The sequence below is a fragment of the Streptomyces sp. NPDC050997 genome (genome assembly GCF_040660135.1).
Taxonomy (GTDB): Bacteria; Actinomycetota; Actinomycetes; order Streptomycetales; family Streptomycetaceae; genus Streptomyces.
On sequence record NZ_JBFAGK010000014.1, the window covers coordinates 1 to 23,327 of the forward strand.

Consider the following 23,327-nt stretch of genomic DNA (forward strand, 5'->3'; position numbering starts at 1 on the left):
AAACGCCCGGTTACATTTCGAACCCGGAAGCTAAGCCTTACAGCGCCGATGGTACTGCAGGGGGGACCCTGTGGGAGAGTAGGACGCCGCCGAACAATTTTTGGGAAAACCCCCGTGCCTTGGGCACGGGGGTTTTCTGCGTTCCAGGGGAAATAGGGCAGGCGAACCGCCCCTTGAATCTCCAAGGGAAATCCCGGGTTAGAGGCGGCCCGCTGCCTTGAGCGCCAGATATGCGTCTGCCAATGCTGGAGCCAGATCGTCGGGTGTTGCGTCGACGACCGTTACGCCGTGCCGGCGGAGCTGTTCCGCGGTGCGGTGGCGCTCGGTCTGGGCCTGGGCGGCGGCTGCGGCCTCATAGATGGCATCGGTGTTGCCGCGTGCTGTGGCCATGCGGGCGATGTGTGGGTCTGCGACCGACGCGAGCAGGACCGTGTGTCGCTGGGTGAGTTGGGAGAGGACGGGCAGCAGGCCCTCCTCGACGGGAGCTGTGTCGAGGGTCGTGAGCAGGACGATCAGCGAGCGGCGCGGGGCGAACCTGAGTGCCGTGGCCGCGAGACCTCGGGCGTCCGTTTCCACGAGTTCGGGTTCGAGGTTGGCCATCGCGTTGACCAGGGACGGCAGGACATCGCCTGCCGAGCGGCCCTGGACGAGGGCGCGTACCCGGCGATCGTATGCGAGAAGGTCGACACGGTCGCCGGCGCGGGAGGCGAGGGCCGCCAGGAGCAGGGCCGCGTCCATGGAGGCATCGAGGCGTGGAGCGTCGCCCACCCGGCCGGCGGAGGTACGGCCGGTGTCGAGGACCAGGAGGATGTGGCGATCGCGTTCGGGGCGCCAGGTGCGTACGGCGACCGTGGTCTGCCGGGCCGTGGCTCGCCAGTCGATGGAGCGGGTGTCGTCGCCGGGGACGTACTCGCGGAGGCTGTCGAATTCCGTCCCTTCGCCGCGGGTGAGGACGCTCGTGCGGCCGTCCAGTTCGCGGAGGCGGGCCAGCTTGGAGGGCAGGTGCTTGCGGCTGGTGAACGGAGGGAGGACGCGTACCGTCCAGGGGACCTTGTGGGTGCCCTGGCGGGAGAACAGGCCGAGAGGGCCGTAGGAGCGGATCGTGACGCGGTCCGTCTGGCGGTCGCCGCGGCGGGTCGGTCGCAGTCGAGTGGTCACGCGGCGGCGTTCGCCCGCGGGCACCGTCACACGGTGACGGGAGGCCTCGATTTCCGTGCCGGGCTGCCAGCTGCTGGGGGGCCAGGCATCGCGCAGATGGGCGCGGAGCGTACGGCGTGACGGGTTGGTGATCGTGAGAGTGACGTCTGCGGGGTCGCCGAGGTGTACGGAGGTGTCGCCGGAGCGGGTCAGGCCAAGGCGTCGTACGGGTGCTGCCAGGGCGAAGTCGCAGGCGCAGGCGACGGCCAGGGGGGCGTTGACGGCGAGGATGCCTGTCCAGCCGGGTTCCCAGATGCCTACGGGGAGGGAGCCCAGGGCCGCGAGGAGGGCGGCGCGCCCGGTGAGTGCCATCAGCGGGGAACGGGGACGTGGGTGAGGATCGCGTTGATGACGGAGTCGGCCGTCACGCCTTCCATCTCGGCCTCCGGGCGGAGTTGTACGCGGTGGCGGAGGGTGGGGAGCGCGAGTGCCTTGACGTCGTCGGGGGTGACGTAGTCGCGGCCGGTCAGCCAGGCCCAGGCGCGGGCCGTGGCGAGCAGGGCGGTCGAGCCTCGCGGGGAGACGCCGAGGGTGAGGGACGGCGATTCGCGGGTGGCGCGGCAGATGTCGACCACGTAGGCGGTGATCTCGGGGGAGACGGTCGTCTTGGCGACGGCGGTACGGGCTGCTTCCAGGTCGGCGGGGCCTGCGACCGGGCGTACGCCGGCGGCGCGCAGGTCGCGCGGGTTGAAGCCCTCGGCGTGCCGGGTGAGGACGTCGATCTCGTCCTGGCGGGAGGGGAGCGGGATCGTCAGCTTGAGGAGGAAACGATCCAGCTGCGCTTCGGGGAGGGGGTACGTGCCCTCGTACTCGACGGGGTTCTGGGTCGCGGCGACCAGGAACGGTTCGGGGAGCGGGCGCGGAGTGCCGTCGACGGTGACCTGGCGTTCCTCCATGGCTTCCAGGAGGGACGACTGGGTCTTGGGCGGGGTGCGGTTGATCTCGTCGGCCAGGAGGAGGTTGGTGAAGACCGGGCCGGGCTGGAAGGAGAACTCCGAGGAGCGGGTGTCGTAGACGAGGGAACCGGTGACGTCGCTCGGCATCAGGTCGGGAGTGAACTGGACGCGCTTGGTGTCGAGTTCGAGTGCGGATGCGAGGGTGCGGACGAGCAAGGTCTTCGCGACCCCGGGGACTCCTTCGAGGAGAACGTGGCCGCGGCAGAGGAGGGCGACGACGAGGCCGGTCACGGCGGGGTCCTGGCCGACCACGGCTTTGGCGATCTCGGCGCGCAGGGCTTCCAGGGAGGCGCGGGCGGTGCCCGCATCCCCGGTGTCCCCGGCGTTGTCAGTGGTCGGGTCCATCATGGACGGCGTACCTCTCTTTCGAGGGCGTCGAGTTGGTCGGCGAGGGAGATGAGGGCCGTGTCGTCGCTGGGCGACTGGCCGAAGAGGAGAGCGTGCATGGCCTGTCCGTCTCCAGGGCTGTGGAGGTGGGCGGACAGGGCAGGGAGCAGGGCCTCGGGCGAGTGCGCCTGGGGCACGGGGACGCCTACGAGGGGGGCGAGGCGGGTGCGAGTGGTGGAGCGAAGAGCGGCGGCCGCGCGGTCGCGGGCGTTCGCCTTGCGGTAGAGGCGGGCGCGGCCTTCGACGGTTTCGGAGGCGCGGATCGCCACGGGGAGTCTTTCGGGCACGAGGGGGCCCAGTCGGCGTGCTCGCCAGAGGGCGGCGACGGCCGCGGCGATGAAGAGCTGGAGCGTGCCCCAGAGCCAGCCCGACGGCAGCAGACCGAAGAAGCTTTTTTCGTCGTCCGTGTCGGCGGATGAGTCGGAGAGCGAGGGGAGGTACCAGACCAGATGGGGGCGGGAGCCGAGGAGTTGGAGGGCGAGCGAGGCGTTGCCCTGCTCGTCGAGGGTGTCGTTGTACAGGATGTCGGGCGCGCCGAGCGCGATCGTGTCGCCGTCCCCGGACGGGTCCGGGATGCGTACCAGGGTGGCCAGGCGCTCGCTGGGGTAGCACTGGTCGGCGCCGGGGCGGGTGACGGTGTAGCGGATTCCACCGGTGTCTGCCGTGCCGGCGCGCTGGGCGGCGGGCAGGTCGCAGGCGGGGGAGAGCGTGGAGTCGAGGCTGGTGGCGGGGCTGGCGACGATGCCGGGGGCGAGCCGTTCGACGGACGAGCCGCCAGGGGCGACGAGGACGGTACGGCCTCCTGTGTCCGCCGTGGCGGCGTGCAGCTGACTCTGCTGGGGTTCGGTCAGCAGGTCCGGGACGGCCACCAGGAGGGTGGTGTCCGGGCCGGCGGCGGCGCGCGCCTCGGCCAGGGTGGTGACCACGCGCGTGGAGACGCCTCGGTCGGCGAGGAGTTCGGCGACGGCGCGGCTGCCGTAGTGGGCTGCGGAGCGCGGGTCGAGACTGCCTTGGTGGGTGTCGGAGCGGATCGTCGCGATGGCGATGGCCCCGACCAGGAGAAGGACAAGGGCGAGGACGACGCCTCGCGCGCGGGTCCACACCTGGCGGGTGGTGAGCGAGGCCGAGGTGGAGGGGAGCGTGACCTCGGTGGTCATTCGGCGGCTCCCTGGCGGGCGCTGTGGTCCGCACCGCTGTTGCTGCTGCTGTTGCTCGCGAGCTGTGGCTTGGTGCGCTCGAGGTCGCGGTCGAGTTCGGCGATGCGGTGGTACGACTGCTCGCTCGCTCTCCGGCCGCCGTACGTCACGTCGTCGAAGTCCCGGGCGGCGGTGCGCAGCCGGTCCGCTTGGGAGGGCAGCGTGTGGCCCGCCTCCACGGCGGCCTCGTCGGCGGTGCGGCCGGGGCGGGTGTCGAGGAGGGCGCGTTCCTCCAGGGATCGGACGATGGCCCGCATGCGTTCCTGGACGGCCTGGCTCCAATGGCCCTGGGTGGCGTGTGCCTCGGCGGCCGCGCGGTGTTCGGCGGCGCTGCGGGGACGGTCGTCGAACAGGACGGACGCGGAGGCCGGTTCGCGGCGTGGGGTACCCAGGCGCCACCACAGGGCGGCCAGGACCGCGAGTACGACCAGGATGACGACGACCAGGCCGAGCGGCCCTCCGGGTGTCGCGGTCGAGGCGGAGTTGAACAGTTTGTCGACCCAGTCCCAGAACGCGTTCAGGGCACGTTGGAACAGGCCGGGGTCGTTCTCGTGGTACATCCGCTTGGACAGCTCGCGCCGGGCCGCCTCCCGCGCGGGGTCGCGAGGAGTCGTCAGCGGCGGTGCGTCGTCGGAGCGCGACAGTGACAGGACGGACGCGGTGTCGGCGGTGCGCAGGACCGCCCCTACGCATGTGTCGCCGGCGCGCAGCACGAGGCGTACGGCCGATTCGGCAGTGTGCGTCAGTGCCGGTACGGCTGTGAGAACTCCCCCCGCTGGATTCACCGCATCAGCTCCCGGGGGTGGGGCCGTAGCCCTGGACGCCGGCGGCGCGTGCCAGTTCGAGGTCGAGGGCCTCGCGGCGGATGCGCTGGTCGACGTAGAGGAGCACGGCGACGCCCGCTGTGATCGGGAACGTGATCATGGAGCCGATCACCGAGCCGATGCCGCTGATGATGAGGAAGGTCCAGCCGAGGTCGCCGGTGCCGTTGAGGAAGCCGCCGATGCCGTCGCCGCTGAGTGCGGCGGCGAGGAAGGTGAAGGGGAGGACCACGATCGCCGCGACGATGTTCGCGATGATCGTCGCGAGCAGCTGGATGCCGAAGATCCGCCACCAGGAGCCGCGGACCAGCTTCGCCGAGCGGCTCATCGACTTGGTGATGCTCTGCTTCTCCAACATCAGCGCGGGGGAGGCAAGGGAGAAGCGGACCCCCAGCCACAGGGCGACGATGGCGGCGCCCAGGCTGCCGAGGACGGCGAGTGCGACACCTCCGGTGGTCTGGCCCGAGACGGCCAGGAGGATGCCGGGCAGTGCGCCCGCGAGGACGACACCGAAGGTGATGAGCAGCAGCAGGAGGATCAGACCGAGAAGCTTCAACACCTGCGGGCGGGCGTCACGCCAGGCCTCGCCGGTGGTGACCGACTTGCCGAGCACCGCACGGCTGGTGACGGTCGTGAGCAGGGCGGTCGCGGCGACCGTGCCGACCAGCGAGATCACGAAGACGACGGAGGAGCTGAGCATGGCGTCGCCCATGGCGCGGGTCAGTTCCTCGAGCGTGGCGCTCGGGTCGTTGAGGGCCTCGCTGCCGGCGGTGTTGTTCAGGACCAGGCCCTGAAGCAGGATGACGATGATCTCCGTGATGACGGCGACGGTCAGGGAGATGCCGAGGACCGTGCGCCAGTGGGTGCGCATGGTGGAGACCGCGCCGTCGAGGATCTCGCCGACGCCGAGTGGACGCAGGGGGATGACGCCGGGCTTGGCAGCGGGCGGGGGGCCGCCCCAGCCGCCGTACCCGGGGTAGCCGGGGTAGCCGCCGGGAGGGCCGTAGCCGCCGCCCCAGCCGCCGGGTCCGGGCTGTCCGCCGGGCTGCCCGCCGGGCGGGCCGTAGCCGCCGGGGCCGGCCGGGGGCGGGGTGCCCCAGCCGCCCGGGCCTTGCGGTGGGGGCGGCGGGGCTTGGCCCGGGGCGGTGGGGCCGGTGGGCGCGGACCACTGGCCGGGTGGCGGTTGCTGCTTGGACCACTGCGAGCCGGAGCCTTGCGGGTCCGGTCCCGGCTGGTCGTCTCCTGGCTGTTCCGCTCCTGGCCGTTCTGCGGAGCTCGTGGTGCCGGGGCGGTCAGCGGGCTCGGTGGGATCGGGCGCACCGGGCTGCTGCCCGTCGGACGGGGCGGATCCGGGCGAGGCCCAGCCCGGAGTGTCGTTCATCGTCGCTCCTTCACGGTGCCCGTCCGCCGGCGCGGCGGCAGTGGCAGTGGCAGCCATCGTGCCATGGGGTGGTCACCCAGTGACCAGCCGCGGTATGGGCTGCACACCTTCAATTGTCCGCCGGATAAGGGGCAGACTGACCGCATGGCTGATCAGTACGCGCAAACCAGTGAGGACAACAGGCCGACCGACATACCGGCGATCCGCTGGGAAGAGCCACCCGAAGGCCCCGTACTGGTGCTTCTGGACCAGACGAGGCTGCCGGCCGAGGAGGTCGAGCTCGTCTGTACGGACGCGCCCGTGCTCGTGGAGGCGATCCGTTCGCTCGCCGTGCGCGGGGCACCGCTGCTCGGTATCGCGGGAGCGTACGGTGTCGCGCTCGCCGCCGTACGTGGGTTCGACGTCGACGACGCCGCGGCAGCGCTGGCGGGTGCCCGTCCCACCGCGGTGAACCTGGCCGTCGGAGTGCGCAGGGCGCATTCCGCGTACCGGGCCGAGCTCGGCAAGGGCGGTGACGCTCGGCAGGCCGCTGAGGCCGCGCTGGCCGCCGCGCGCAGGCTGCACCAGGAAGACGCCCAGGCCAGTGCCCGGATGGCCGAGCGGGGTCTGGCACTGTTGGACGAGCTGCTGCCCGGCGGCGGGCATCGGATCCTGACCCACTGCAACACCGGGGCACTCGTGTCGGGCGGTGAGGGGACGGCGTTCGCGGTGGCGCTTGCGGCCCATCGGGCAGGGAGTCTCAGACGCCTGTGGGTGGACGAAACGCGTCCGTTGCTGCAAGGTGCTCGCCTGACGGCGTACGAGGCGGCTCGCAGCGGCATGGCGTACACATTGCTGACCGACAATGCTGCGGGCTCGCTGTTCGCGGCCGGAGAGGTGGACGCGGTGCTCATCGGCGCGGACCGCATCGCGGCCGACGGTTCGGTGGCGAACAAGGTGGGGAGCTATCCGCTCGCGGTGCTGGCGCGGTACCACCATGTGCCGTTCATCGTGGTGGCGCCGTTGACGACGGTGGATCCGGACACGCCGGACGGGGCGTCCATCGAGGTCGAACAACGTCCCGGTCATGAGGTGACAGAGCTCACAGCACCCCAGGTGCCAGTGGCAGGAGCGGAAGCGGGAGGCGGGATTCCGGTGGCACCCCTGGGGACCCAGGCGTACAACCCGGCGTTCGATGTGACGCCGCCCGAACTGGTGACGGCGATCGTCACCGAAGAGGGCGCCGTTTCGCCCGTGACAGCTGAGGCACTTGCCGAGCTGTGTGCCAGGTCACGCCAGGTAACGATTAGCTAATGGGATGATGTCGTTTATGAAGGGACGAGTCCTTGTCGTCGACGACGACACCGCACTTGCCGAGATGCTCGGCATTGTGCTGCGTGGTGAAGGTTTTGAGCCGTCTTTCGTAGCTGACGGCGACAAGGCGCTGGCCGCTTTCCGTGAGTCCAAGCCCGACCTCGTGCTGCTCGATCTGATGCTGCCGGGCCGGGACGGTATCGAGGTGTGCCGCCTGATCAGGGCGGAGTCCGGGGTGCCGATCGTGATGCTCACGGCAAAGAGCGACACCGTCGACGTCGTCGTGGGTCTGGAGTCGGGGGCCGACGACTACATCGTGAAGCCGTTCAAGCCGAAGGAGCTGGTGGCCCGGATCCGGGCGCGGCTGCGGAGGTCCGAGGAGCCGGCGCCCGAGCAGCTCGCCATCGGCGATCTGGTCATCGACGTGGCCGGTCACTCTGTGAAGCGGGACGGGCAGTCGATCGCGCTGACGCCGCTGGAGTTCGATCTGCTGGTCGCACTGGCCCGCAAGCCGTGGCAGGTGTTCACGCGTGAGGTGCTGCTGGAGCAGGTGTGGGGTTACCGGCACGCGGCGGACACCCGGCTGGTGAACGTGCATGTGCAGCGGCTTCGCTCCAAGGTCGAGAAGGACCCGGAGCGGCCGGAGATCGTGGTGACCGTCCGTGGCGTGGGATACAAGGCAGGACCGAGCTGACATGTCCGGAGACAGTGCCGCTTCGTCGCCCGGACGGGCCGGGGCTCGCGCGGGGCGGTCTGTCGGCCGGAAGACGGGAGGCTCCCGTTGGGGGCGCCTCCTCGAGAGCGGGCTGCTGCAGGGCGGCGTCCAGGGCAGCCCGGTCCTGCGGCTGTTCATGCGCTGGATACGCAGGCCGCTGCTGCCCGTCATGCGGCTGTGGCGGCGCAACATCCAGCTCAAGGTCGTGGTCACCACCCTGCTGATGTCGCTGGGTGTGGTTCTGCTGCTCGGCTTCGTCGTCATCGGACAGGTGCGCAACGGGCTGCTGGACGCAAAGGTGAAGGCGTCGCAGAGCCAGGCCACCGGTGGGTTCGCGGTGGCCAAGCAGAAGGCCGACGAGGCGGCGGCCGGGACCGGCGACGACGGCGCCCCGGTGGACGACCGTGCCGAGCAGAACGTCATCCAGTGGATGAGTGACCTGGTGGAGTCGCTCTCCAGCGGCGGCCAGGGTGCCTTCGACGTGGTGACGCTTCCCGCGGGTGACGACACCGGCGGCGGGCGCGGTCCCCGTGCCTCCGGTGACGTCGATCCGTCGGCCAGTGTGCCCGAGGGCCTGCGCGAGCGGGTCGACGACAACACGGTCGCGGCCCAGAGCTACACACGCATCGTCTACAGCTCCACCAAGGAGTCCCAGCCGGCCCTTGTGATCGGCAAGCAGGTCAACGATCCGAACGGCGATCCCTACCAGCTGTACTACCTCTTCCCGCTCACCCAGGAGGAGAAGTCGCTGAGCCTGGTCAAGGGGACCCTGGCGACGGCCGGCCTCTTCGTCGTCGTACTCCTCGGGGCCATCGCGTGGCTGGTGGTGCGGCAGGTCGTCACGCCGGTGCGGATGGCGGCCGGGATCGCGGAGCGGCTGTCCGCCGGGCGGTTGCAGGAGCGGATGAAGGTCACCGGCGAGGACGACATCGCGCGGCTCGGCGAGGCCTTCAACAAGATGGCGCAGAACCTCCAGCTGAAGATCCAGCAGCTGGAGGACCTGTCGCGGATGCAGCGGCGGTTCGTGTCGGACGTGTCGCACGAGCTGCGGACTCCGCTGACGACCGTCCGGATGGCGGCCGACGTCATCCATGAGGCGCGTGAGGACTTCGACCCCATTACGGCGCGGTCGGCGGAACTGCTCGCCGACCAGCTGGACCGGTTCGAGTCGCTGCTCGCGGACCTGTTGGAGATCAGCCGCTTCGACGCGGGAGCGGCGGCGCTGGAGGCCGAGCCGATCGACCTGAGGGTGGTCGTGCGGCGGGTCGTCAGCGGGGCCGCGCCGCTCGCCGAGCGCAAGGGGACGGCGATACGGGTCGTCGGCGACCAGCAGCCCGTCGTCGCGGAGGCCGACACCCGGCGGGTCGAGCGGGTGCTGCGCAACCTCGTCGTCAACGCCGTGGAACACGGCGAGGGCAAGGACATCGTCGTCAAGCTCGCTTCGGCGGGCGGGGCGGTCGCGGTCGCGGTGCGCGACTACGGCGTAGGACTCAAGCCCGGTGAGGCGACCCGTGTCTTCAGCCGCTTCTGGCGAGCCGACCCGGCACGCGCGCGTACCACCGGGGGTACGGGGCTGGGGCTGTCCATCGCCCTGGAGGACGCCCGGCTGCACGGCGGCTGGCTGCAGGCCTGGGGCGAGCCGGGCGGTGGTTCGCAGTTCCGGTTGACGTTGCCGCGCACCGCGGACGAGCCGCTGCGGGGCTCGCCGATACCGCTGGAGCCCAAGGACTCGCGCCGCAATCGTGGGCTCGACGACGCCGGGCTGCCGCGCGGGGGCGGCGAGAAGAGGGCGACCGTGCCCGCTCAGCCGACAGACGGCCAGGGGTCGTCACGGGGACCGATCGCGCCGCGCCTGACTTCCCAGGCCCCCACGGCCGATCCGACGGCGTTGCCGGGCAACGGCGCGCGCGTGGTGCCCCGGCCGGCATCGAGCGGGCGACGGCAGGACGAGACACCCACCGGGGACGCGGACTGGGACGGGGACTGGGACGGGCCGGTGGGCAGGACCGTGAGCGGGCAGAACGGCGGGCCGGAGGAGGACCCGACGGGCTCTTCCGGGGATGCGTCGGCGGCACGCGCGGCGGGATCGTCGGGGAGCGCGTCGGAGAGCGCGTCGGCGGATTCGTACGAGCAAGGGGAGGCATTTCGTGGGCGCTGAGCGCGAGGGGGGCGCCCGGCGCGGAGCGGGGCGCATGGTGGCGTACGCCGCCTGTGGGGTCGTCCTGCTGGCCGGGTGCGCCTCGATGCCCGACAGCGGGGATCTGCAGGGTGTCGAGTCGACGCCGCGCCAGGACTCACAGGTGCGGGTCTTCGCCATGCCGCCCCAGGAGGATGCGAAGCCCCCGACGATCGTGCAGGGTTTCCTGGAGGCGCTGACCAGCGACGATCCGCACTATGAGACGGCCCGCAAGTATCTGACCCCCGAGGCCGCGAAGATATGGCGGCCGGAGCGGACCACCACGGTGCTCGCCGAAGGGCCGGGCATCGTCGTCGAGCCCGCGGGCGGTCGGCAGGAGTCCGACGACCTCCTGTTCACGCTGACCGGCAGCAAGGTCGCCGCGGTGGACGCCCAGGGGGCGTACGCGCCCGCCGACGGGAACTACCACCAGTCGGTGCACCTCGTCCGGAACCAGAAGACCGACCAGTGGCGCATCGACGGGCTGCCGCAGGGCGTCGTCATGGGAAAGTCGGACTTCCAGCGCAACTACATGTCCGTCGACAAGTACTACTTCGCCTCGAACACGACCTCCGGGACGGCCGCGCAGGCCGTGGCGGTCGCCGATCCCGTGTACGTGCGTGAGCGCGTGGACGCCATGACGCAGATGGTGCGGTCCCTGCTCAGCGGGCCCACGACCTGGCTGGGACCGGTCGTCAGGTCCAGCTTCCCCACCGGGGCGGAGCTGCGGAAGGGCGTCACCGCGCTGACGCCGGACGACCAGAACAAGCTGACCGTGCCGCTCAACGACAGGGCCGCCCGGGTCGGTTCGACCGTGTGCGAACGCATGGCGGCCCAGATCCTGTTCACCCTGCAGAACCTCACGCCCGCGGTGGACGAGGTCGCCCTGGAGGCGCGTGGCAAGCAGCTCTGCTCACTCCCCGAGGAGCGGGCCGACGACGTTGCCGCGCGCGGTTCGGTGCAGGATCCCGAGTACCTGTACTTCGTCGACGGCAAGCACCGGTTGGTGCGGATCCCGGCCGACGGCAGCGGTGCGAAGCCCGATCCCGTCCCGGGCGCGCTGGGCGAGGGCGACAAGGACCTCCAGTCGGTGGCGGTGTCGCGCGACGAGCACACTGCGGCCGGTGTCGGCATCGACGGCAAGGCCCTGTACGTCGGGTCGATGGTGTCGGGCGGGTCCCTCGGGAGCCCTGTGCTGAGCAGCGCCGGCGCGACGGCCAAAGACCGGCTGACCACGCCCAGTTGGGACGCGGAGGGCGACCTGTGGGTGGCCGACCGCAATCCCCGGGACGCGCGGCTGCTGTTGCTGGAGGACGGCGCGGGCGAGCCGCTCAAGGTGGAGACTCCGGGACTGGACGGACGTATCAAGGACGTTCGAGTGGCCGCCGACGGGGTGCGGATCGCGCTCGTGGTGGAGAAGGACGGCCGGCAGTCCCTGCTCATCGGCCGGATCGAGCGCGGTGAGAAGTCCGGCGGGCGGTCGCTCGTCTCGGTCCAGGAACTGCGCTCCGCGGCACCGGAGTTGGAGGAGGTCACGACCATCTCCTGGGCCGGGGACAGTCGGCTCGTGGTGGTCGGCCGCGAGCGGGAGGGCGTGCAGCAGATGCGGTACGTCCAGGTCGACGGCTCCACCCCGGAGGGGCCGCCGCCGGCTGCGCTGACCGGCGTGAAGGAGATCGCCGCGTCCGAGGACGACCAGTTGCCGTTGGTGGCGTACTCGGAAGACGGGATCGTGCGGCTGCCGTCAGGGGCGCAGTGGCAGAAGGTGGACGCGGACGGGACAGCGCCGGTGTATCCGGGGTGAGCCACGCAACGGTCGGTGAGTGACCGGGTGCTGAGCGACAGGTGAGGTGAGCGGCCGCCCCCGCCGGAGGAGACTCCGGCGGGGGCGGCCGTTTGCTGTGCGGGGGCGGCGGGTCTGCGGTGGTGAAGGGCTTCGCTGACGGTTGGGGTCGCGGTCGCGGTGGCGGCTGGGGTGGGTCTGTGGTGACGGCGCCGGTGACGCTGCCGTGACGATTGTCGGAGGCGAGGCGGAGTTATCCACAGGCAGTTGTCCACAGGGGTGGTCGGGGCGCTTCGGCGTTGGCACAGTGGTGGGCATGCGGGGGTGGTGGCAGGACCTCACCGACCTGGTGCTGCCGGCTGAGTGCGGAGGCTGCGGAAGGCCTCGCACGGTGCTCTGTCCGGAGTGCCGTGCGGCCCTGAGCGGGGCCGTACCGTGCCGGGTGCGACCGGTGCCGGAACCACCTGGTCTGCCGGTCGTGCACGCGGCGGCACGGTACGCGGACGAGGTGCGCGCGGTGCTGCTGGCCCACAAGGAGCGGGGCGCGTTGGCACTTGCCGCGCCGCTCGGGGTGGCGTTGGCGGGGGCTGTGCGGGCGGGGGCGGTGTGGGGACACGGGGCAGTGGTGCTTGTTCCGGTGCCCTCTGCGCGGAGGGCGGTTCGGGCGCGGGGGCATGATCCGGCGCGGCGGATCGCGCTCGCGGCGGCTGGTGAGCTGCGCAGGGGCGGGACTCCGGCACGGGTGGCGGCCGTGCTGCGGCAGCGGCGGGACGTGGCCGACCAGGCGGGGCTCAACTCCCGGCAGCGGCTGGAGAACCTCGCGGGCGCGTTGGCGGTGGTTCCGGGCGGCTGGCGGCTGCTGGCCGATGGTCCGGTGGTGCTCGTCGACGACCTGATGACGACGGGGGCGTCGTTGGCGGAGGCGGCGCGTGCGGTGCGGGCGGCGCTTGCGGAAGTGACGGTGGGCGTGACGGATGGGAGGGCGGAGACCGAGGAGGGGGCAGATGCGGGGGGCGGTGTGGTGGCTTACGGCGGCTCTCGCGGTGGGCCTGGGGACGTCGTATGTCGCGCCCTGGTGAGGGAACGGGGAGCGGAGGCATACGGCAGAGCTGTTGGCTGCGGTGGCGCTGTGAGCGGGCGGGAGGCGGGCCTGGGTGGCCTGGCTCCGGGTGGGCCGGTGGGGCGGGCGGCTGGTCGCGCGGTGGATGTGGGGGAGCCGGGTGCGTGCCGCCGGGCGGATGCTCGGGCGGGGAAGTGTCGGGGGTTGGTCGTGCCGGTGTACGGGGCGGGAAGTCGGGAAGGCAGAGAGGAACGGATGACCCGGGTGACGGAGGAAGAGGCGGGGCGGGTGCTTGGCCGGGCGGGAACGGCGGGCGGCGGAGCTGCCCGTGACGTGATCTGTGCGGCCGTGGTCGCGGCCACGCCGGATGCCTTCGAAAAAAACCGGAACTGACTGTGAACTTGCATCGTTGCAGGTAATGAGAGCAGCAATTCACCTGAACGGAGGTACGCGGCAGTAGAGGGTGACGACATCCGTCCGGGCGGGATATGTTCGGTTGTGAGGGAAAGGCGCAGGCCACACCTCTCATCTCCGAATGCCGTGCTATGGGATTTCCACCATCATCCGCGCCGGTGGAGTGGAGACCCTGCCCGCGGGGGAGGAGGCGGAAGTCACCGAGTCCGAGGTTCCGGGGCTCACCGGAGCCTGGTGCAAAAGGGAGATGCTCCGCAGCGAGGCGGAGCGATCCGGGAACGGAGTTCTGCGTGGACATCGTCGTCAAGGGCCGCAAAACCGAGGTATCTGAGCGGTTCCGTAAGCACGTGGCCGAGAAGCTGAAGCTGGAGAAGATCCAGAAGCTCGACGGCAAGGTGATCAGCCTCGACGTCGAGGTGTCCAAGGAGCCCAACCCCCGACAGGCCGACCGCTGTGACCGAGTGGAGATCACGCTCCGCTCCCGCGGACCGGTGATCAGGGCGGAAGCGGCAGCCAACGACCCGTACGCGGCACTCGATCTGGCGGCGGAAAAACTGGACGCCCGGCTGCGCAAGCAGCACGACAAGCGCCACACACGCCGAGGATCACGCCGGCTCACCGCAGCCGAGGTCGCCGACCACGTTCCGGACGCGGCGACGCTCAACGGAAACGGCCACCCCGTCCAGGAGAAAGAGCCGGACGGGGTACCCACCAAGAAGATCGGCTCGCTGGAGGTCAAGGGTGACGGCCCCCTTGTCGTCCGCGAGAAGACGCACGTAGCCTCCCCGATGACCCTCGACCAGGCCCTCTACGAGATGGAGCTGGTCGGGCACGACTTTTATCTGTTCATCGACTCCGAGACCAAGGAGCCGAGTGTCGTCTACCGGCGGCACGCCTATGACTACGGCGTGATCCACCTCAGTACGGACCCGATGGTCACCCAGGCGCAGCCGACCGCGGCGGGTGGCACGCTGGGTGGCTGATCATCCGTCCGACAACTGAGCAGGTGCCCCTGGTGCGCGTGTGCGCCCCCAGGGGCACCGGTGTGCGACCACTTCGCGTCCTGCTCTGTCACCTCAGTGTCGTCCGGGCATGAAATCATGGTCGCACCGGCCCAATCGGCTGGTCGTTGCCTTGGGTTGGCGATGGCACAGGACCACAGGCCACAGCCTTCAGGGGGAGGAACGATGGCGGACAGCTTCGGACCGATGCAGGACGAGGCCGCCGGCGACGGCGCCGTCGGCATGAGCCGGGACCAGGGCTCTCCACGCAAGGAGCCGATCCGCGTTCTGGTCGTGGACGACCACGCCCTCTTCCGCCGTGGCCTGGAGATCGTGCTCGCCGCCGAGGAGGACATCCAGGTCGTCGGCGAGGCCGGTGATGGCGCGGAGGCGGTGGACAAGGCCGCCGATCTGCTGCCGGACATCGTGCTGATGGACGTACGGATGCCCAAGCGGGGCGGTATCGAGGCGTGCACCTCCATCAAGGAGGTCGCTCCCAGCGCGAAGATCATCATGCTGACGATCAGCGATGAGGAGGCCGACCTCTACGACGCGATCAAGGCGGGCGCGACCGGATATCTGCTCAAGGAGATCTCCACGGACGAAGTCGCCACCGCCATTCGCGCGGTGGCCGACGGGCAGTCACAGATCAGTCCGTCCATGGCGTCGAAGCTGCTCACCGAGTTCAAGTCGATGATCCAGCGGACCGATGAGCGTCGGCTCGTGCCGGCGCCGCGGCTCACCGACCGTGAACTGGAAGTGCTCAAGCTCGTCGCGACGGGGATGAACAACCGGGACATCGCCAAGGAATTGTTCATCTCCGAGAACACCGTGAAGAACCACGTGCGCAACATCCTGGAGAAGCTGCAGCTGCACTCCAGGATGGAGGCCGTCGTCTACGCGATGCGGGAGAAGATCCTCGAGATCCAGTAGTGCCGGTAGCTGTGGTGCCTCCGGTGGCTCCCGTGTCTCCGGTGGCTCCCTGTCTCTGGTGGGGCCGGGCGGTCAGGTGAGGGCGCGGGTGAGTTCTCTTGTGAGGGGCTCGCGGAGGTCCGGGGCGTCCACTCGTTCCACGCGTACGTCCGTGCAGTTCACCCAGCTCGCCGCCTCGACCAGGGCCTGGGCGACTGCCGGGACCGCCTTCGGGCCGTCCAGGGTGACCTGCCGTGCGACCAAAGTGCGGCCCTCGCGGGCCGGGTCCACGCGGCCGACCAGATGGCCGCCGGCGAGCACCGGCATCGCGAAGTAGCCGTACACCCGCTTCGGCTTGGGGACGTACGCCTCCAGGCGGTGGGTGAAGCCGAAGATGCGCTCCGTGCGCGCCCGCTCCCAGACGAGGGAGTCGAAGGGGGACAGGAGCGTGGTGCGGTGGCGGCCCCGCGGGGGCGTCTCCAGGGCCGCGGGGTCCGCCCAGGCCTGCTTGCCCCAGCCCTCGACCGTGACCGGGACCAGGCCCGAGTCGGCGATCACCGTGTCGACCTGCTCGCCCTTGAGGCGGTGGTAGTCGGCGATGTCGGCGCGGGTGCCGACGCCCAGGGACTGGCCGGCCAGGCGGACCAGGCGGCGCAGGCACTCGGCGTCGTCCAGGTCGTCGTGCAACAGGGCTTCCGGTACGGCGCGTTCGGCGAGGTCGTAGACGCGCTTCCAACCGCGGCGTTCGACGCAGACCACCTCGCCGTACATGAGGGCGCGCTCGACGGCCACCTTCGCGCCGGACCAGTCCCACCACTCGCTGGTCTTTTTGGCGCCGCCCAACTCCGTGGCCGTGAGGGGGCCTTCGGCGCGGAGCTGCTTGATGACCTGGTCGTAGACGCCGTCCGGGAGGTCGTGGTTCCAGTGCGGGCGGTTGCGGTAGGCGCGGCGGCGGAAGGCGAAGTGAGGCCACTCCTCGATGGGGAGGATGCAGGCGGCGTGGGACCAGTACTCGAAGGCGTGAGTGTCCTTCCAGTAGGCGTTCTCGATGCTCTTGCGGCCTACGGTCCCCAGGCGGGCGTACGGGATGAGTTCGTGGGAGCGGGCCAGGACCGAGATGGTGTCGAGCTGGACCGCACCCAGGTGACGGAGGACGCCTCGCACGCCGGACTTGCGGTCGGGGGCACCGAGGAAGCCTTGGGCCCTCAGGGCGAGGCGGCGGGCCTCGTCTGCGGAGAGTGGGGTGGTGGGGCGCGGGGTCGTCATGGGTTCGCACGATAGGGGGTGGGACTGACAGTGGGGGGTGAGCTGGGGGTTTGTGGGGTGGGGGTTCGTGAGGTGGGGTTCGTGGCGTGCGGTCCGCGGGGGCGGGTTGTTTCGCCCCCGCCGCCCTTACCCATTCCCATCCCCAGGGGCGGAGCCCCTTCGACCCCACCAGGGGCTCCGCCCCTGGACCCTGGCGGGGACTTCGTCCCCTGCACCCCTCGCGGGGCTTCGCCCCTGCACCCCTGGCGGAGGTGTCGTCCCCGGGCCCCGGCGGGGACTCGCCCCCTGTGCCCCCGGGGGCTGTACCCCCTGCACCCCTCGCAGGGCTTCGCCCCTGCACCCCGGCGGGGACTTCGTCCCCTGCACCCCTGGGGCTGGGCCCCTGCCCCCTGACGGAGGTGCCGCCCCCGCTCCCGGTCGGCACTTCGTCCCCCGCGTCCCTGGAGGGCTCTGTCCCTGGGGCCCGGTGTTCCGGTGGGTGGGGTCAGGTGCTGGGTGCGGGTGTGGGTGTGGGTGTTGGGGTGTAGGGGGCTGTGGAGGGTAGGGACAGGTCTGAGGGGAGTAGGGAGGCCATCCAGCAGTCTCGGCGTACGCCCTTGTTGGTGATGGCGGAGCGGAGGGTGCCCTCGAGGGTGAAGCCTGCTCGTTCTGCCACCGCGCGGGAGGGGTGGTTGCCTACTTCGGCGCGCCATTCCATGCGGTCGACGAAGGCTTGGGTGAAGGCCCAGCGGGAGGCGGTGCGGGTGGCCTCCGTCAGGTAGCCGTTGCCGCGGTGCTCCTTGGTGGCCCAGAAGCCGATCTCGGCCGTGCCGAGGGAGCGTGTGGTGATGCTGAGCATGCCCGCGAGTTCCTCCCCGTCGGGGAGGAAGACGCCCCATGTGTACATCGTGCCGCAGGCCCAGCCCTCGGGGACCACCTGCTGGGTGAAGCTCTGGGCGTGCTCGCGGAGGTAGGGCGTGGGGATCGTGGTCCAGCGCTGGATGTCCGGGTCCTGGGCGGCCGCGTACACGGAGTCGGTGTGCCGCGCGGTGACCGTGCGCAGGACGAGGCGGTCCGTGGTGAGCGTGACGGGGTCCATCGGGCGATTCTGCTCAGGAGGCCGGCCAGGCGCCATCTTTTAGCCGTGCGTGAGCGAGTGATCACAATTCGCGCAATTCGTCGGCGGGGCGCGGCACCATCCGTGGGGCTCGGCCGTTGTGCCCTTTGAAGAAGATTTGAAGCAGGTGTGCGAAGCAGGGGCAGTCGTCGTCCCGTCAGGCCTCCCGGCGCGGTGGGGTCCTCGCATACGATGGCCGTTGCTCAGTAGTCCAATGTAAACCGACCGTCCCAGGCCCGACCGGCAAGGAGACCAACCCCCGTGTCCGTCCTCTCAAAGATCATGCGTGCAGGCGAAGGAAAAATCCTGCGCAAGCTGCACCGCATCGCGGACCAGGTCAGCTCCATCGAAGAGGACTTCGTCGACCTCTCCGACGCCGAGCTGCGGGCCCTCACCGATGAGTACAAGCAGCGGTACGCCGACGGCGAGAGCTTGGACGACCTGCTTCCCGAGGCCTTCGCGACCGTGCGCGAGGCTGCCAAGCGCGTGCTCGGCCAGCGTCACTACGACGTCCAGATGATGGGCGGTGCGGCCCTCCACCTCGGCTATGTCGCCGAGATGAAGACCGGTGAGGGCAAGACGCTCGTCGGCACGCTGCCCGCGTATCTGAACGCCCTCGCGGGCAAGGGCGTCCACCTCATCACGGTCAACGACTACCTGGCCGAGCGCGACTCCGAAATGATGGGACGCGTCCACAAGTTCCTGGGTCTGAACGTCGGCTGCATCCTGGCCAACATGACCCCGGCCCAGCGCCGTGAGCAGTACGCGTGCGACATCACCTACGGCACGAACAACGAGTTCGGCTTCGACTACCTGCGCGACAACATGGCGTGGTCCCAGGACGAACTCGTCCAGCGCGGCCACAACTTCGCCATCGTCGACGAGGTCGACTCGATCCTCGTCGACGAGGCCCGTACGCCGCTGATCATCTCCGGCCCGGCCGACCAGGCCACCAAGTGGTACGGCGACTTCGCCAAGCTGGTCACGCGCCTCAAGCGCGGCGAGGCGGGCAACCCCCTCAAGGGCATCGAGGAGACCGGCGACTACGAGGTCGACGAGAAGAAGCGCACGGTGGCCATCCACGAGCCCGGTGTCGCCAAGGTCGAGGACTGGCTGGGCATCGACAACCTCTACGAGTCGGTGAACACCCCTCTGGTGGGCTACCTGAACAACGGCATCAAGGCCAAGGAGCTCTTCAAGAAGGACAAGGACTACGTCGTCATCGACGGCGAGGTCATGATCGTCGACGAGCACACCGGCCGTATCCTCGCCGGCCGCCGCTACAACGAGGGCATGCACCAGGCGATCGAGGCGAAGGAAGGGGTGGACATCAAGGACGAGAACCAGACGCTCGCCACCATCACCCTGCAGAACTTCTTCCGCCTCTACAAGCGCCACGACCAGAACGACAAGGAACACCCCGGCCTCTCCGGCATGACCGGTACGGCGATGACCGAGGCCGCCGAGTTCCATCAGATCTACAAGCTCGGCGTCGTCCCGATCCCGACCAACCGCCCGATGGTCCGCAAGGACCAGTCCGACCTGATCTACCGCACCGAGGTCGCGAAGTTCGAGGCGGTTGTCGACGACATCGTCGAGAAGCACGAGAAGGGCCAGCCGATCCTCGTCGGTACGACGTCGGTCGAGAAGTCCGAGTACCTCTCGCAGCAGCTCTCCAAGCGCGGCGTTCAGCACGAGGTGCTGAACGCGAAGCAGCACGACCGTGAGGCGCCGATCATCGCCCAGGCCGGTCGCAAGGGCGCCGTGACGGTCGCCACGAACATGGCCGGCCGTGGTACGGACATCAAGCTCGGCGGCAACCCCGACGACCTCGCCGAGGCGGAGCTGCGCCAGCGCGGCCTCGACCCCGAGGAGCACATCGAGGAGTGGGCCGCGGCCCTGCCCGCCGCGCTGGAGAAGGCCGAGCAGGCGGTCAAGGCGGAGTTCGAGGAGGTCAAGGACCTCGGCGGGCTCTATGTCCTGGGCACCGAACGGCACGAGTCGCGTCGTATCGACAACCAGCTGCGCGGTCGTTCCGGCCGTCAGGGCGACCCCGGTGAGTCGCGCTTCTACCTGTCCCTCGGTGACGACCTGATGCGCCTGTTCAAGGCCCAGATGGTCGAGCGCGTGATGTCGATGGCGAACGTCCCGGACGACGTGCCGATCGAGAACAAGATGGTCACGCGCGCGATCGCGTCCGCCCAGTCGCAGGTCGAGCAGCAGAACTTCGAGACCCGTAAGAACGTCCTGAAGTACGACGAGGTCCTCAACCGGCAGCGCGAGGTCATCTACGGCGAGCGGCGCCGCGTCCTGGAGGGCGAGGACCTGCACGAGCAGGTGCAGCACTTCATGAACGACACCATCGACGAGTACGTCTCCGCGGAGACCGCCGAGGGCTTCCCGGAGGACTGGGACCTCGACCGGCTGTGGGGCGCCTTCAAGCAGCTCTACCCGGTGAAGGTCACCGTCGAGGAGCTGGAGGAGGCGGCCGGCGACCGGGCCGGACTCACCGCCGAGTACATCTCCGAGTCCATCAAGGACGACATCCACGAGCAGTACGAGGGGCGCGAGACGCAGCTCGGCTCCGAGATCATGCGTGAGCTGGAGCGCCGGGTCGTGCTGTCGGTCCTGGACCGCAAGTGGCGCGAGCACCTCTACGAGATGGACTACCTCCAAGAGGGCATCGGCCTGCGCGCGATGGCGCAGAAGGACCCGCTGGTCGAGTACCAGCGCGAGGGCTTCGACATGTTCACCGCCATGATGGAGGGCATCAAGGAGGAGTCCGTCGGCTACCTGTTCAACCTGGAGGTCCAGGTCGAGCAGCAGGTCGAGGAGGTCCCGGTCGAGGACGAGAAGCCGTCCCTCGAGAAGCAGGACGCGGTGCCGGCGCAGGCGGGCGCGCGTCCCGAGATCCGCGCCAAGGGGCTCGACGTCCCGCAGCGCCGGGAGCTGCACTTCTCCGCGCCCTCCGTGGACGGGGAGGGCGGCGTCGTCGAGGGTGACTTCGCCGACGACGAGGAGCCGGTGCGTTCCGAGGCCGACGGCCTCACGCGCGCGGAGCGGCGCAAGCAGTCCCGAGGCGGGCGACGCCGCAAGAAGTGACGGTGCGGTCGCCTGCGGCGCCGTAGCGGTTTGGAGGGCCGGGTCACCTTTGGGTGCCCGGCCCTTCGGCATGCGGTGACCGGGCCGGCGGGGGCGGTCGGGGCGGGCGGGGCGGTCGGTGTCAGTCGTCGTCCGTGTGAGTCCTGCGTGGGCCGCCCAGTTCCACCGCCGTGCAGCGCCAGCGCAGGTCCCTGCCCTGTTCCAGCCGGAAGGCCATGGCGCGCACCTGGTCGCCGGCTCCGATGCGGGCGAAGGCCTCGATGGCGCCGGAGCGGGGGACGTAGTAGCCGATGTCCCGGACGACCGGCGCGGTGCCCTGTGTGGTGCGCAGGGGGCCGCGTTCGGCGAGCCAGGCCAGTTCGTCGTAGGCGCGGCCCGCGGTGTGCCGGAGCATCCAGTGGACGGGCCGTCGGCCGCTCAGGACCGCGAGCAGGCGGTCGGCGAACACGTCGGTGGGACGGGGCTGCGGGAGCGGCCCACGAGGGGTCTGGGCGGGGACGCCGGGGACTACGGGGGCGGGCGCGGGTGTGGGGGACCTGAGGGTGGCGGGGGAGACGGTCGGTGGGCGGTTGTCGGTGGGCCTGGTACGGAGGGACGGGCCTCGGCCGCCCGGGGAGCCCGGCGGCCGGCCGTCCGGGGCCGCGGTGCGGGTGGTGCCTCCGCCCGGCGTGCGCGGGGGTGTGCCGCCGGGGCGGCGCTGGTCGCGACGGCTCGGCGGGCGGGTGCCGGGGTGGTGGCTCGCCCTGGTCATGACCTTGTTCATGTGCGTCCCCGCTCGATCGACCCGGCAGTACCGGACAGTAACTTCGTGGTTGGGGATCTTGTACGGGGTCGTGGGGTGCGGAGGCAAGGAGGGGGAGGGCCGGGTCGGGGTGCTCGGAACGTTCACTTATCCGAGTGGTCGAGGCGGGAAAAGCCTTGGTGGCGAGGGTGTGGGGGGTGATTTTCGAGGTCGCGGGCTGACGTCCGCGAGGGTGGGGGCAGGGACTCGAAAGGGGACGCCGCGCACGTATCCTGAAGGCCGTCCGGGCGACGCGGGTTCGCGCTTCCGGAACCTGTGCGGAGCCTCCGACCACGGAACCGACCACGAAAGCGGCCAGCCATGCGCGTCTACGTCCCCCTGACCCTTCCCGGTCTCGCCGAGGCGTACAAGACGGGAGAGCTGGGGAGCGAGGCATTCGTCGCGTACGCGGTCACGCCGGCGTTGCGCGAGTGGTACGTCTCCGACGACATCGAGGAGCTGGAGTACGCGGCGCTGAACCGTGCGGCGCTGGCCTCGCTGCGGCTGCTGGCGGCGGACCCGGACGCGGCGCGACGCCGGCTCGTGGTCGCCGTGGACGTACCCGACGGGGCGGCGACCGCCGATCCCGACCGGGCGCTGGATCCGGCGGTGCTCGGCGAGGTACGGGTCACCGGGACCGTACGGCTGGCCAAGGCGGCCGCCGTGCACGTCGACTCGGACGACGCGGAGGCGGATGTGGCCGCCGCGGCCGAGGCCCTTTCGGCGGCGGACGGCGGGGACGACGACGCGCAGTTCGTCGTGGACGGGGCCGAGGACCACGAGTTGCTGTGGTTCGCGAGGCAGGAGATTCCGAACCTGGTGGGGCTGGGGGACTGAGCGGGCACTCGACGCGCCTCCCGGATGCCGGGCCTGACAGCGTCTCGGTGGTGTTCTGGGCTGTGCGTCTCTTGATTGTCAGTGGGGGCGGGTATTTTTCTGACATGGGGAAGCAGACAGGCGCGCACATTGTCTGGGACTGGAACGGCACGTTGTTCCACGACAACGACGCGATCATCGGGGCGACAAACGCGGCGTTCGCCGAGCTGGGGTTGGCACCGCTCACCATGGAGCAGTACCGGACGCTGTACTGCGTGCCGGTGCCGAAGTTCTACGAGCGGCTGATGGGGCGGCTGCCCACCGATGCCGAGTGGGAGGTCATGGACGAGACCTTCCACCGGTACTACACCGAGCACCGGGTGGGGTGCGGACTCACGGCGGGGGTGGTGGAACTGCTCTCGGGGTGGCGGTCGGCGGGGCGCAGCCAGTCGATCCTGAGCATGTACGGCCATGACGAACTCGTCCCGTTGGTGCGGGGGTTCGGGATCGAGGCGCACTTCCTTCGCGTGGACGGGCGGACCGGACCGTCCGGCGGGAGCAAGGCGGAGCACATGGTGCGGCATCTGGCGGCGCTCGCGGGGGTGGACCCGGCTCGGACGGTGGTGATCGGGGACGCGGCGGACGATGCGGTGGCGGCATTGCATGTGGGGGCGCGGGCGGTGCTGTACACCGGGGGGTCCCATGGGCGGGCCAGCCTGGAAGAGGTCGGGGTGCCTGTGGTGGACACGTTGGCGGAGGCGGTCGTGGAGGCGGAGCGGCTGGCGGCGTAAGGGGCGCGGGGCAGAGTCCGCACACACCGCAGCACCCCCACTCCTGTGCAAAACGTCAAACTTCCACCCCCAGTTTTGTACACATACGGCTCATGACGGGGCCCCTGTACGGAGCGATAGCCTTGGTGGCGTGATCAGCGCGATAGTTCGCGGGGGCGTCCTTGCCTCCGCCCTGCGCCCGGG

Annotated in this window: 17 protein-coding genes, 1 rRNA gene and 1 pseudogene; 11 read left to right on the plus strand and 8 right to left on the minus strand. The window is 70.4% G+C overall.

The features are described 5' to 3' along the window. Nucleotides 1-95 (plus strand): 5S ribosomal RNA (gene rrf, locus AB0H86_RS28155); the annotation flags it as partial. 103 nt (nucleotides 96-198) lie between these two features. Here rrf and AB0H86_RS28160 read toward each other — a convergent pair. From AB0H86_RS28160 to AB0H86_RS28180, 5 genes are read right to left on the minus strand one after another with little or no spacing between them, the layout of a single operon-like run. Next, nucleotides 199-1,509, minus strand: a complete 1,311-nt coding sequence (locus tag AB0H86_RS28160) for a DUF58 domain-containing protein (RefSeq protein ID WP_362444516.1) — start codon at nucleotides 1,507-1,509, stop codon at nucleotides 199-201. Further along, on the minus strand, nucleotides 1,509-2,498 hold the full coding sequence (locus tag AB0H86_RS28165) for a MoxR family ATPase (RefSeq protein ID WP_362445049.1): 990 nt from the start codon (nucleotides 2,496-2,498) through the stop codon (nucleotides 1,509-1,511). The genes AB0H86_RS28160 and AB0H86_RS28165 overlap by 1 nt, the downstream gene beginning before the upstream one ends. After that, nucleotides 2,498-3,697: a DUF4350 domain-containing protein gene (locus AB0H86_RS28170; protein WP_362444519.1), complete on the minus strand. Its 1,200-nt coding sequence runs from the start codon at nucleotides 3,695-3,697 to the stop codon at nucleotides 2,498-2,500. Before AB0H86_RS28170 ends, AB0H86_RS28165 begins: the two co-directional genes overlap by 1 nt. Then, nucleotides 3,694-4,521, minus strand: coding sequence for a DUF4129 domain-containing protein (locus tag AB0H86_RS28175; RefSeq protein WP_362444522.1), 828 nt, complete (start codon nucleotides 4,519-4,521; stop codon nucleotides 3,694-3,696). Before AB0H86_RS28175 ends, AB0H86_RS28170 begins: the two co-directional genes overlap by 4 nt. A gap of 4 nt (nucleotides 4,522-4,525) precedes the next feature. Further along, the gene (locus tag AB0H86_RS28180) at nucleotides 4,526-5,938 is read right to left on the minus strand and encodes a glycerophosphoryl diester phosphodiesterase membrane domain-containing protein (protein WP_362444525.1); all 1,413 of its coding nucleotides are present in this window, start codon (nucleotides 5,936-5,938) and stop codon (nucleotides 4,526-4,528) included. 144 nt (nucleotides 5,939-6,082) lie between these two features. Here AB0H86_RS28180 and mtnA point away from each other — a divergent pair, with 144 nt between their 5' ends. The 7 genes and pseudogenes from mtnA to AB0H86_RS28215 all read left to right on the plus strand — a co-directional run bounded on the left by mtnA (nucleotide 6,083) and on the right by AB0H86_RS28215 (nucleotide 15,313). After that, nucleotides 6,083-7,231 carry an S-methyl-5-thioribose-1-phosphate isomerase gene (gene mtnA, locus AB0H86_RS28185; protein ID WP_362445052.1) on the plus strand — a complete coding sequence of 383 codons (1,149 nt, stop codon included), beginning with the start codon at nucleotides 6,083-6,085 and terminating at the stop codon, nucleotides 7,229-7,231. A 4-nt stretch (nucleotides 7,232-7,235) separates the two neighbouring features. Further along, nucleotides 7,236-7,925 (plus strand): two-component system response regulator MtrA, encoded by a 690-nt coding sequence (mtrA, locus tag AB0H86_RS28190; RefSeq protein WP_187284748.1) that lies wholly within the window; start codon nucleotides 7,236-7,238, stop codon nucleotides 7,923-7,925. A 1-nt stretch (nucleotide 7,926) separates the two neighbouring features. Then, nucleotides 7,927-10,104, plus strand: a complete 2,178-nt coding sequence (gene mtrB / locus AB0H86_RS28195; protein WP_362444528.1) for an MtrAB system histidine kinase MtrB — start codon at nucleotides 7,927-7,929, stop codon at nucleotides 10,102-10,104. A gap of 34 nt (nucleotides 10,105-10,138) precedes the next feature. After that, on the plus strand, nucleotides 10,139-11,926 hold the full coding sequence (locus AB0H86_RS28200; protein ID WP_362445054.1) for an LpqB family beta-propeller domain-containing protein: 1,788 nt from the start codon (nucleotides 10,139-10,141) through the stop codon (nucleotides 11,924-11,926). 295 nt (nucleotides 11,927-12,221) lie between these two features. Beyond that, a pseudogene (locus AB0H86_RS28205) lies at nucleotides 12,222-12,848 on the plus strand (ComF family protein); the annotation flags it as partial. 821 nt (nucleotides 12,849-13,669) lie between these two features. Then, complete coding sequence (raiA, locus tag AB0H86_RS28210; protein ID WP_362444531.1) at nucleotides 13,670-14,362, plus strand: ribosome-associated translation inhibitor RaiA; 693 nt, start codon at nucleotides 13,670-13,672, stop codon at nucleotides 14,360-14,362. Between the two features lie 204 nt (nucleotides 14,363-14,566). Further along, nucleotides 14,567-15,313 (plus strand): response regulator transcription factor, encoded by a 747-nt coding sequence (locus AB0H86_RS28215; RefSeq protein WP_362444534.1) that lies wholly within the window; start codon nucleotides 14,567-14,569, stop codon nucleotides 15,311-15,313. 72 nt (nucleotides 15,314-15,385) lie between these two features. On the opposite strand, the gene AB0H86_RS28220 is transcribed toward AB0H86_RS28215, so the two are convergent. Next, a complete protein-coding gene (locus AB0H86_RS28220) occupies nucleotides 15,386-16,558 on the minus strand; it encodes a crosslink repair DNA glycosylase YcaQ family protein (protein ID WP_362444537.1) in 1,173 nt (390 codons plus the stop codon). Nucleotides 16,559-17,042: 484 nt separating this feature from the next. Next, a complete protein-coding gene (locus AB0H86_RS28225) occupies nucleotides 17,043-17,636 on the minus strand; it encodes a GNAT family N-acetyltransferase (protein WP_362444540.1) in 594 nt (197 codons plus the stop codon). Between the two features lie 279 nt (nucleotides 17,637-17,915). On the opposite strand from AB0H86_RS28225, the gene secA reads away from it, so the two are divergent. After that, nucleotides 17,916-20,756 carry a preprotein translocase subunit SecA gene (gene secA, locus AB0H86_RS28230; RefSeq protein WP_362444544.1) on the plus strand — a complete coding sequence of 947 codons (2,841 nt, stop codon included), beginning with the start codon at nucleotides 17,916-17,918 and terminating at the stop codon, nucleotides 20,754-20,756. A 121-nt stretch (nucleotides 20,757-20,877) separates the two neighbouring features. Here secA and AB0H86_RS28235 read toward each other — a convergent pair whose 3' ends face one another. Beyond that, nucleotides 20,878-21,519 (minus strand): Rv3235 family protein, encoded by a 642-nt coding sequence (locus tag AB0H86_RS28235; protein ID WP_362444547.1) that lies wholly within the window; start codon nucleotides 21,517-21,519, stop codon nucleotides 20,878-20,880. A 339-nt stretch (nucleotides 21,520-21,858) separates the two neighbouring features. On the opposite strand from AB0H86_RS28235, the gene AB0H86_RS28240 reads away from it, so the two are divergent. Both AB0H86_RS28240 and AB0H86_RS28245 read left to right on the plus strand, forming a co-directional pair. Then, nucleotides 21,859-22,374, plus strand: coding sequence for a hypothetical protein (locus AB0H86_RS28240; protein ID WP_362444550.1), 516 nt, complete (start codon nucleotides 21,859-21,861; stop codon nucleotides 22,372-22,374). 104 nt (nucleotides 22,375-22,478) lie between these two features. Continuing rightward, nucleotides 22,479-23,144, plus strand: coding sequence for an HAD family hydrolase (locus AB0H86_RS28245; RefSeq protein WP_362444553.1), 666 nt, complete (start codon nucleotides 22,479-22,481; stop codon nucleotides 23,142-23,144). The last annotated feature ends 183 nt before the right edge of the window (nucleotides 23,145-23,327 follow it).

Bases quoted from the DNA above. Each gene is read 5' to 3' on its own strand.
- AB0H86_RS28160 (WP_362444516.1), bottom strand. From the start codon at position 1,509: ATGGCACTCACCGGGCGCGCCGCCCTCCTCGCGGCCCTGGGCTCCCTC.
- AB0H86_RS28165 (WP_362445049.1), bottom strand. From the start codon at position 2,498: ATGGACCCGACCACTGACAACGCCGGGGACACCGGGGATGCGGGCACC.
- AB0H86_RS28170 (WP_362444519.1), bottom strand. From the start codon at position 3,697: ATGACCACCGAGGTCACGCTCCCCTCCACCTCGGCCTCGCTCACCACC.
- AB0H86_RS28180 (WP_362444525.1), bottom strand. From the start codon at position 5,938: ATGAACGACACTCCGGGCTGGGCCTCGCCCGGATCCGCCCCGTCCGAC.
- mtnA (WP_362445052.1), top strand. From the start codon at position 6,083: ATGGCTGATCAGTACGCGCAAACCAGTGAGGACAACAGGCCGACCGAC.
- mtrA (WP_187284748.1), top strand. From the start codon at position 7,236: ATGATGTCGTTTATGAAGGGACGAGTCCTTGTCGTCGACGACGACACC.
- mtrB (WP_362444528.1), top strand. From the start codon at position 7,927: ATGTCCGGAGACAGTGCCGCTTCGTCGCCCGGACGGGCCGGGGCTCGC.
- AB0H86_RS28200 (WP_362445054.1), top strand. From the start codon at position 10,139: ATGGTGGCGTACGCCGCCTGTGGGGTCGTCCTGCTGGCCGGGTGCGCC.
- AB0H86_RS28215 (WP_362444534.1), top strand. From the start codon at position 14,567: ATGGCGGACAGCTTCGGACCGATGCAGGACGAGGCCGCCGGCGACGGC.
- AB0H86_RS28220 (WP_362444537.1), bottom strand. From the start codon at position 16,558: ATGACGACCCCGCGCCCCACCACCCCACTCTCCGCAGACGAGGCCCGC.
- AB0H86_RS28225 (WP_362444540.1), bottom strand. From the start codon at position 17,636: ATGGACCCCGTCACGCTCACCACGGACCGCCTCGTCCTGCGCACGGTC.
- AB0H86_RS28235 (WP_362444547.1), bottom strand. From the start codon at position 21,519: ATGAACAAGGTCATGACCAGGGCGAGCCACCACCCCGGCACCCGCCCG.
- AB0H86_RS28240 (WP_362444550.1), top strand. From the start codon at position 21,859: ATGCGCGTCTACGTCCCCCTGACCCTTCCCGGTCTCGCCGAGGCGTAC.
- AB0H86_RS28245 (WP_362444553.1), top strand. From the start codon at position 22,479: ATGGGGAAGCAGACAGGCGCGCACATTGTCTGGGACTGGAACGGCACG.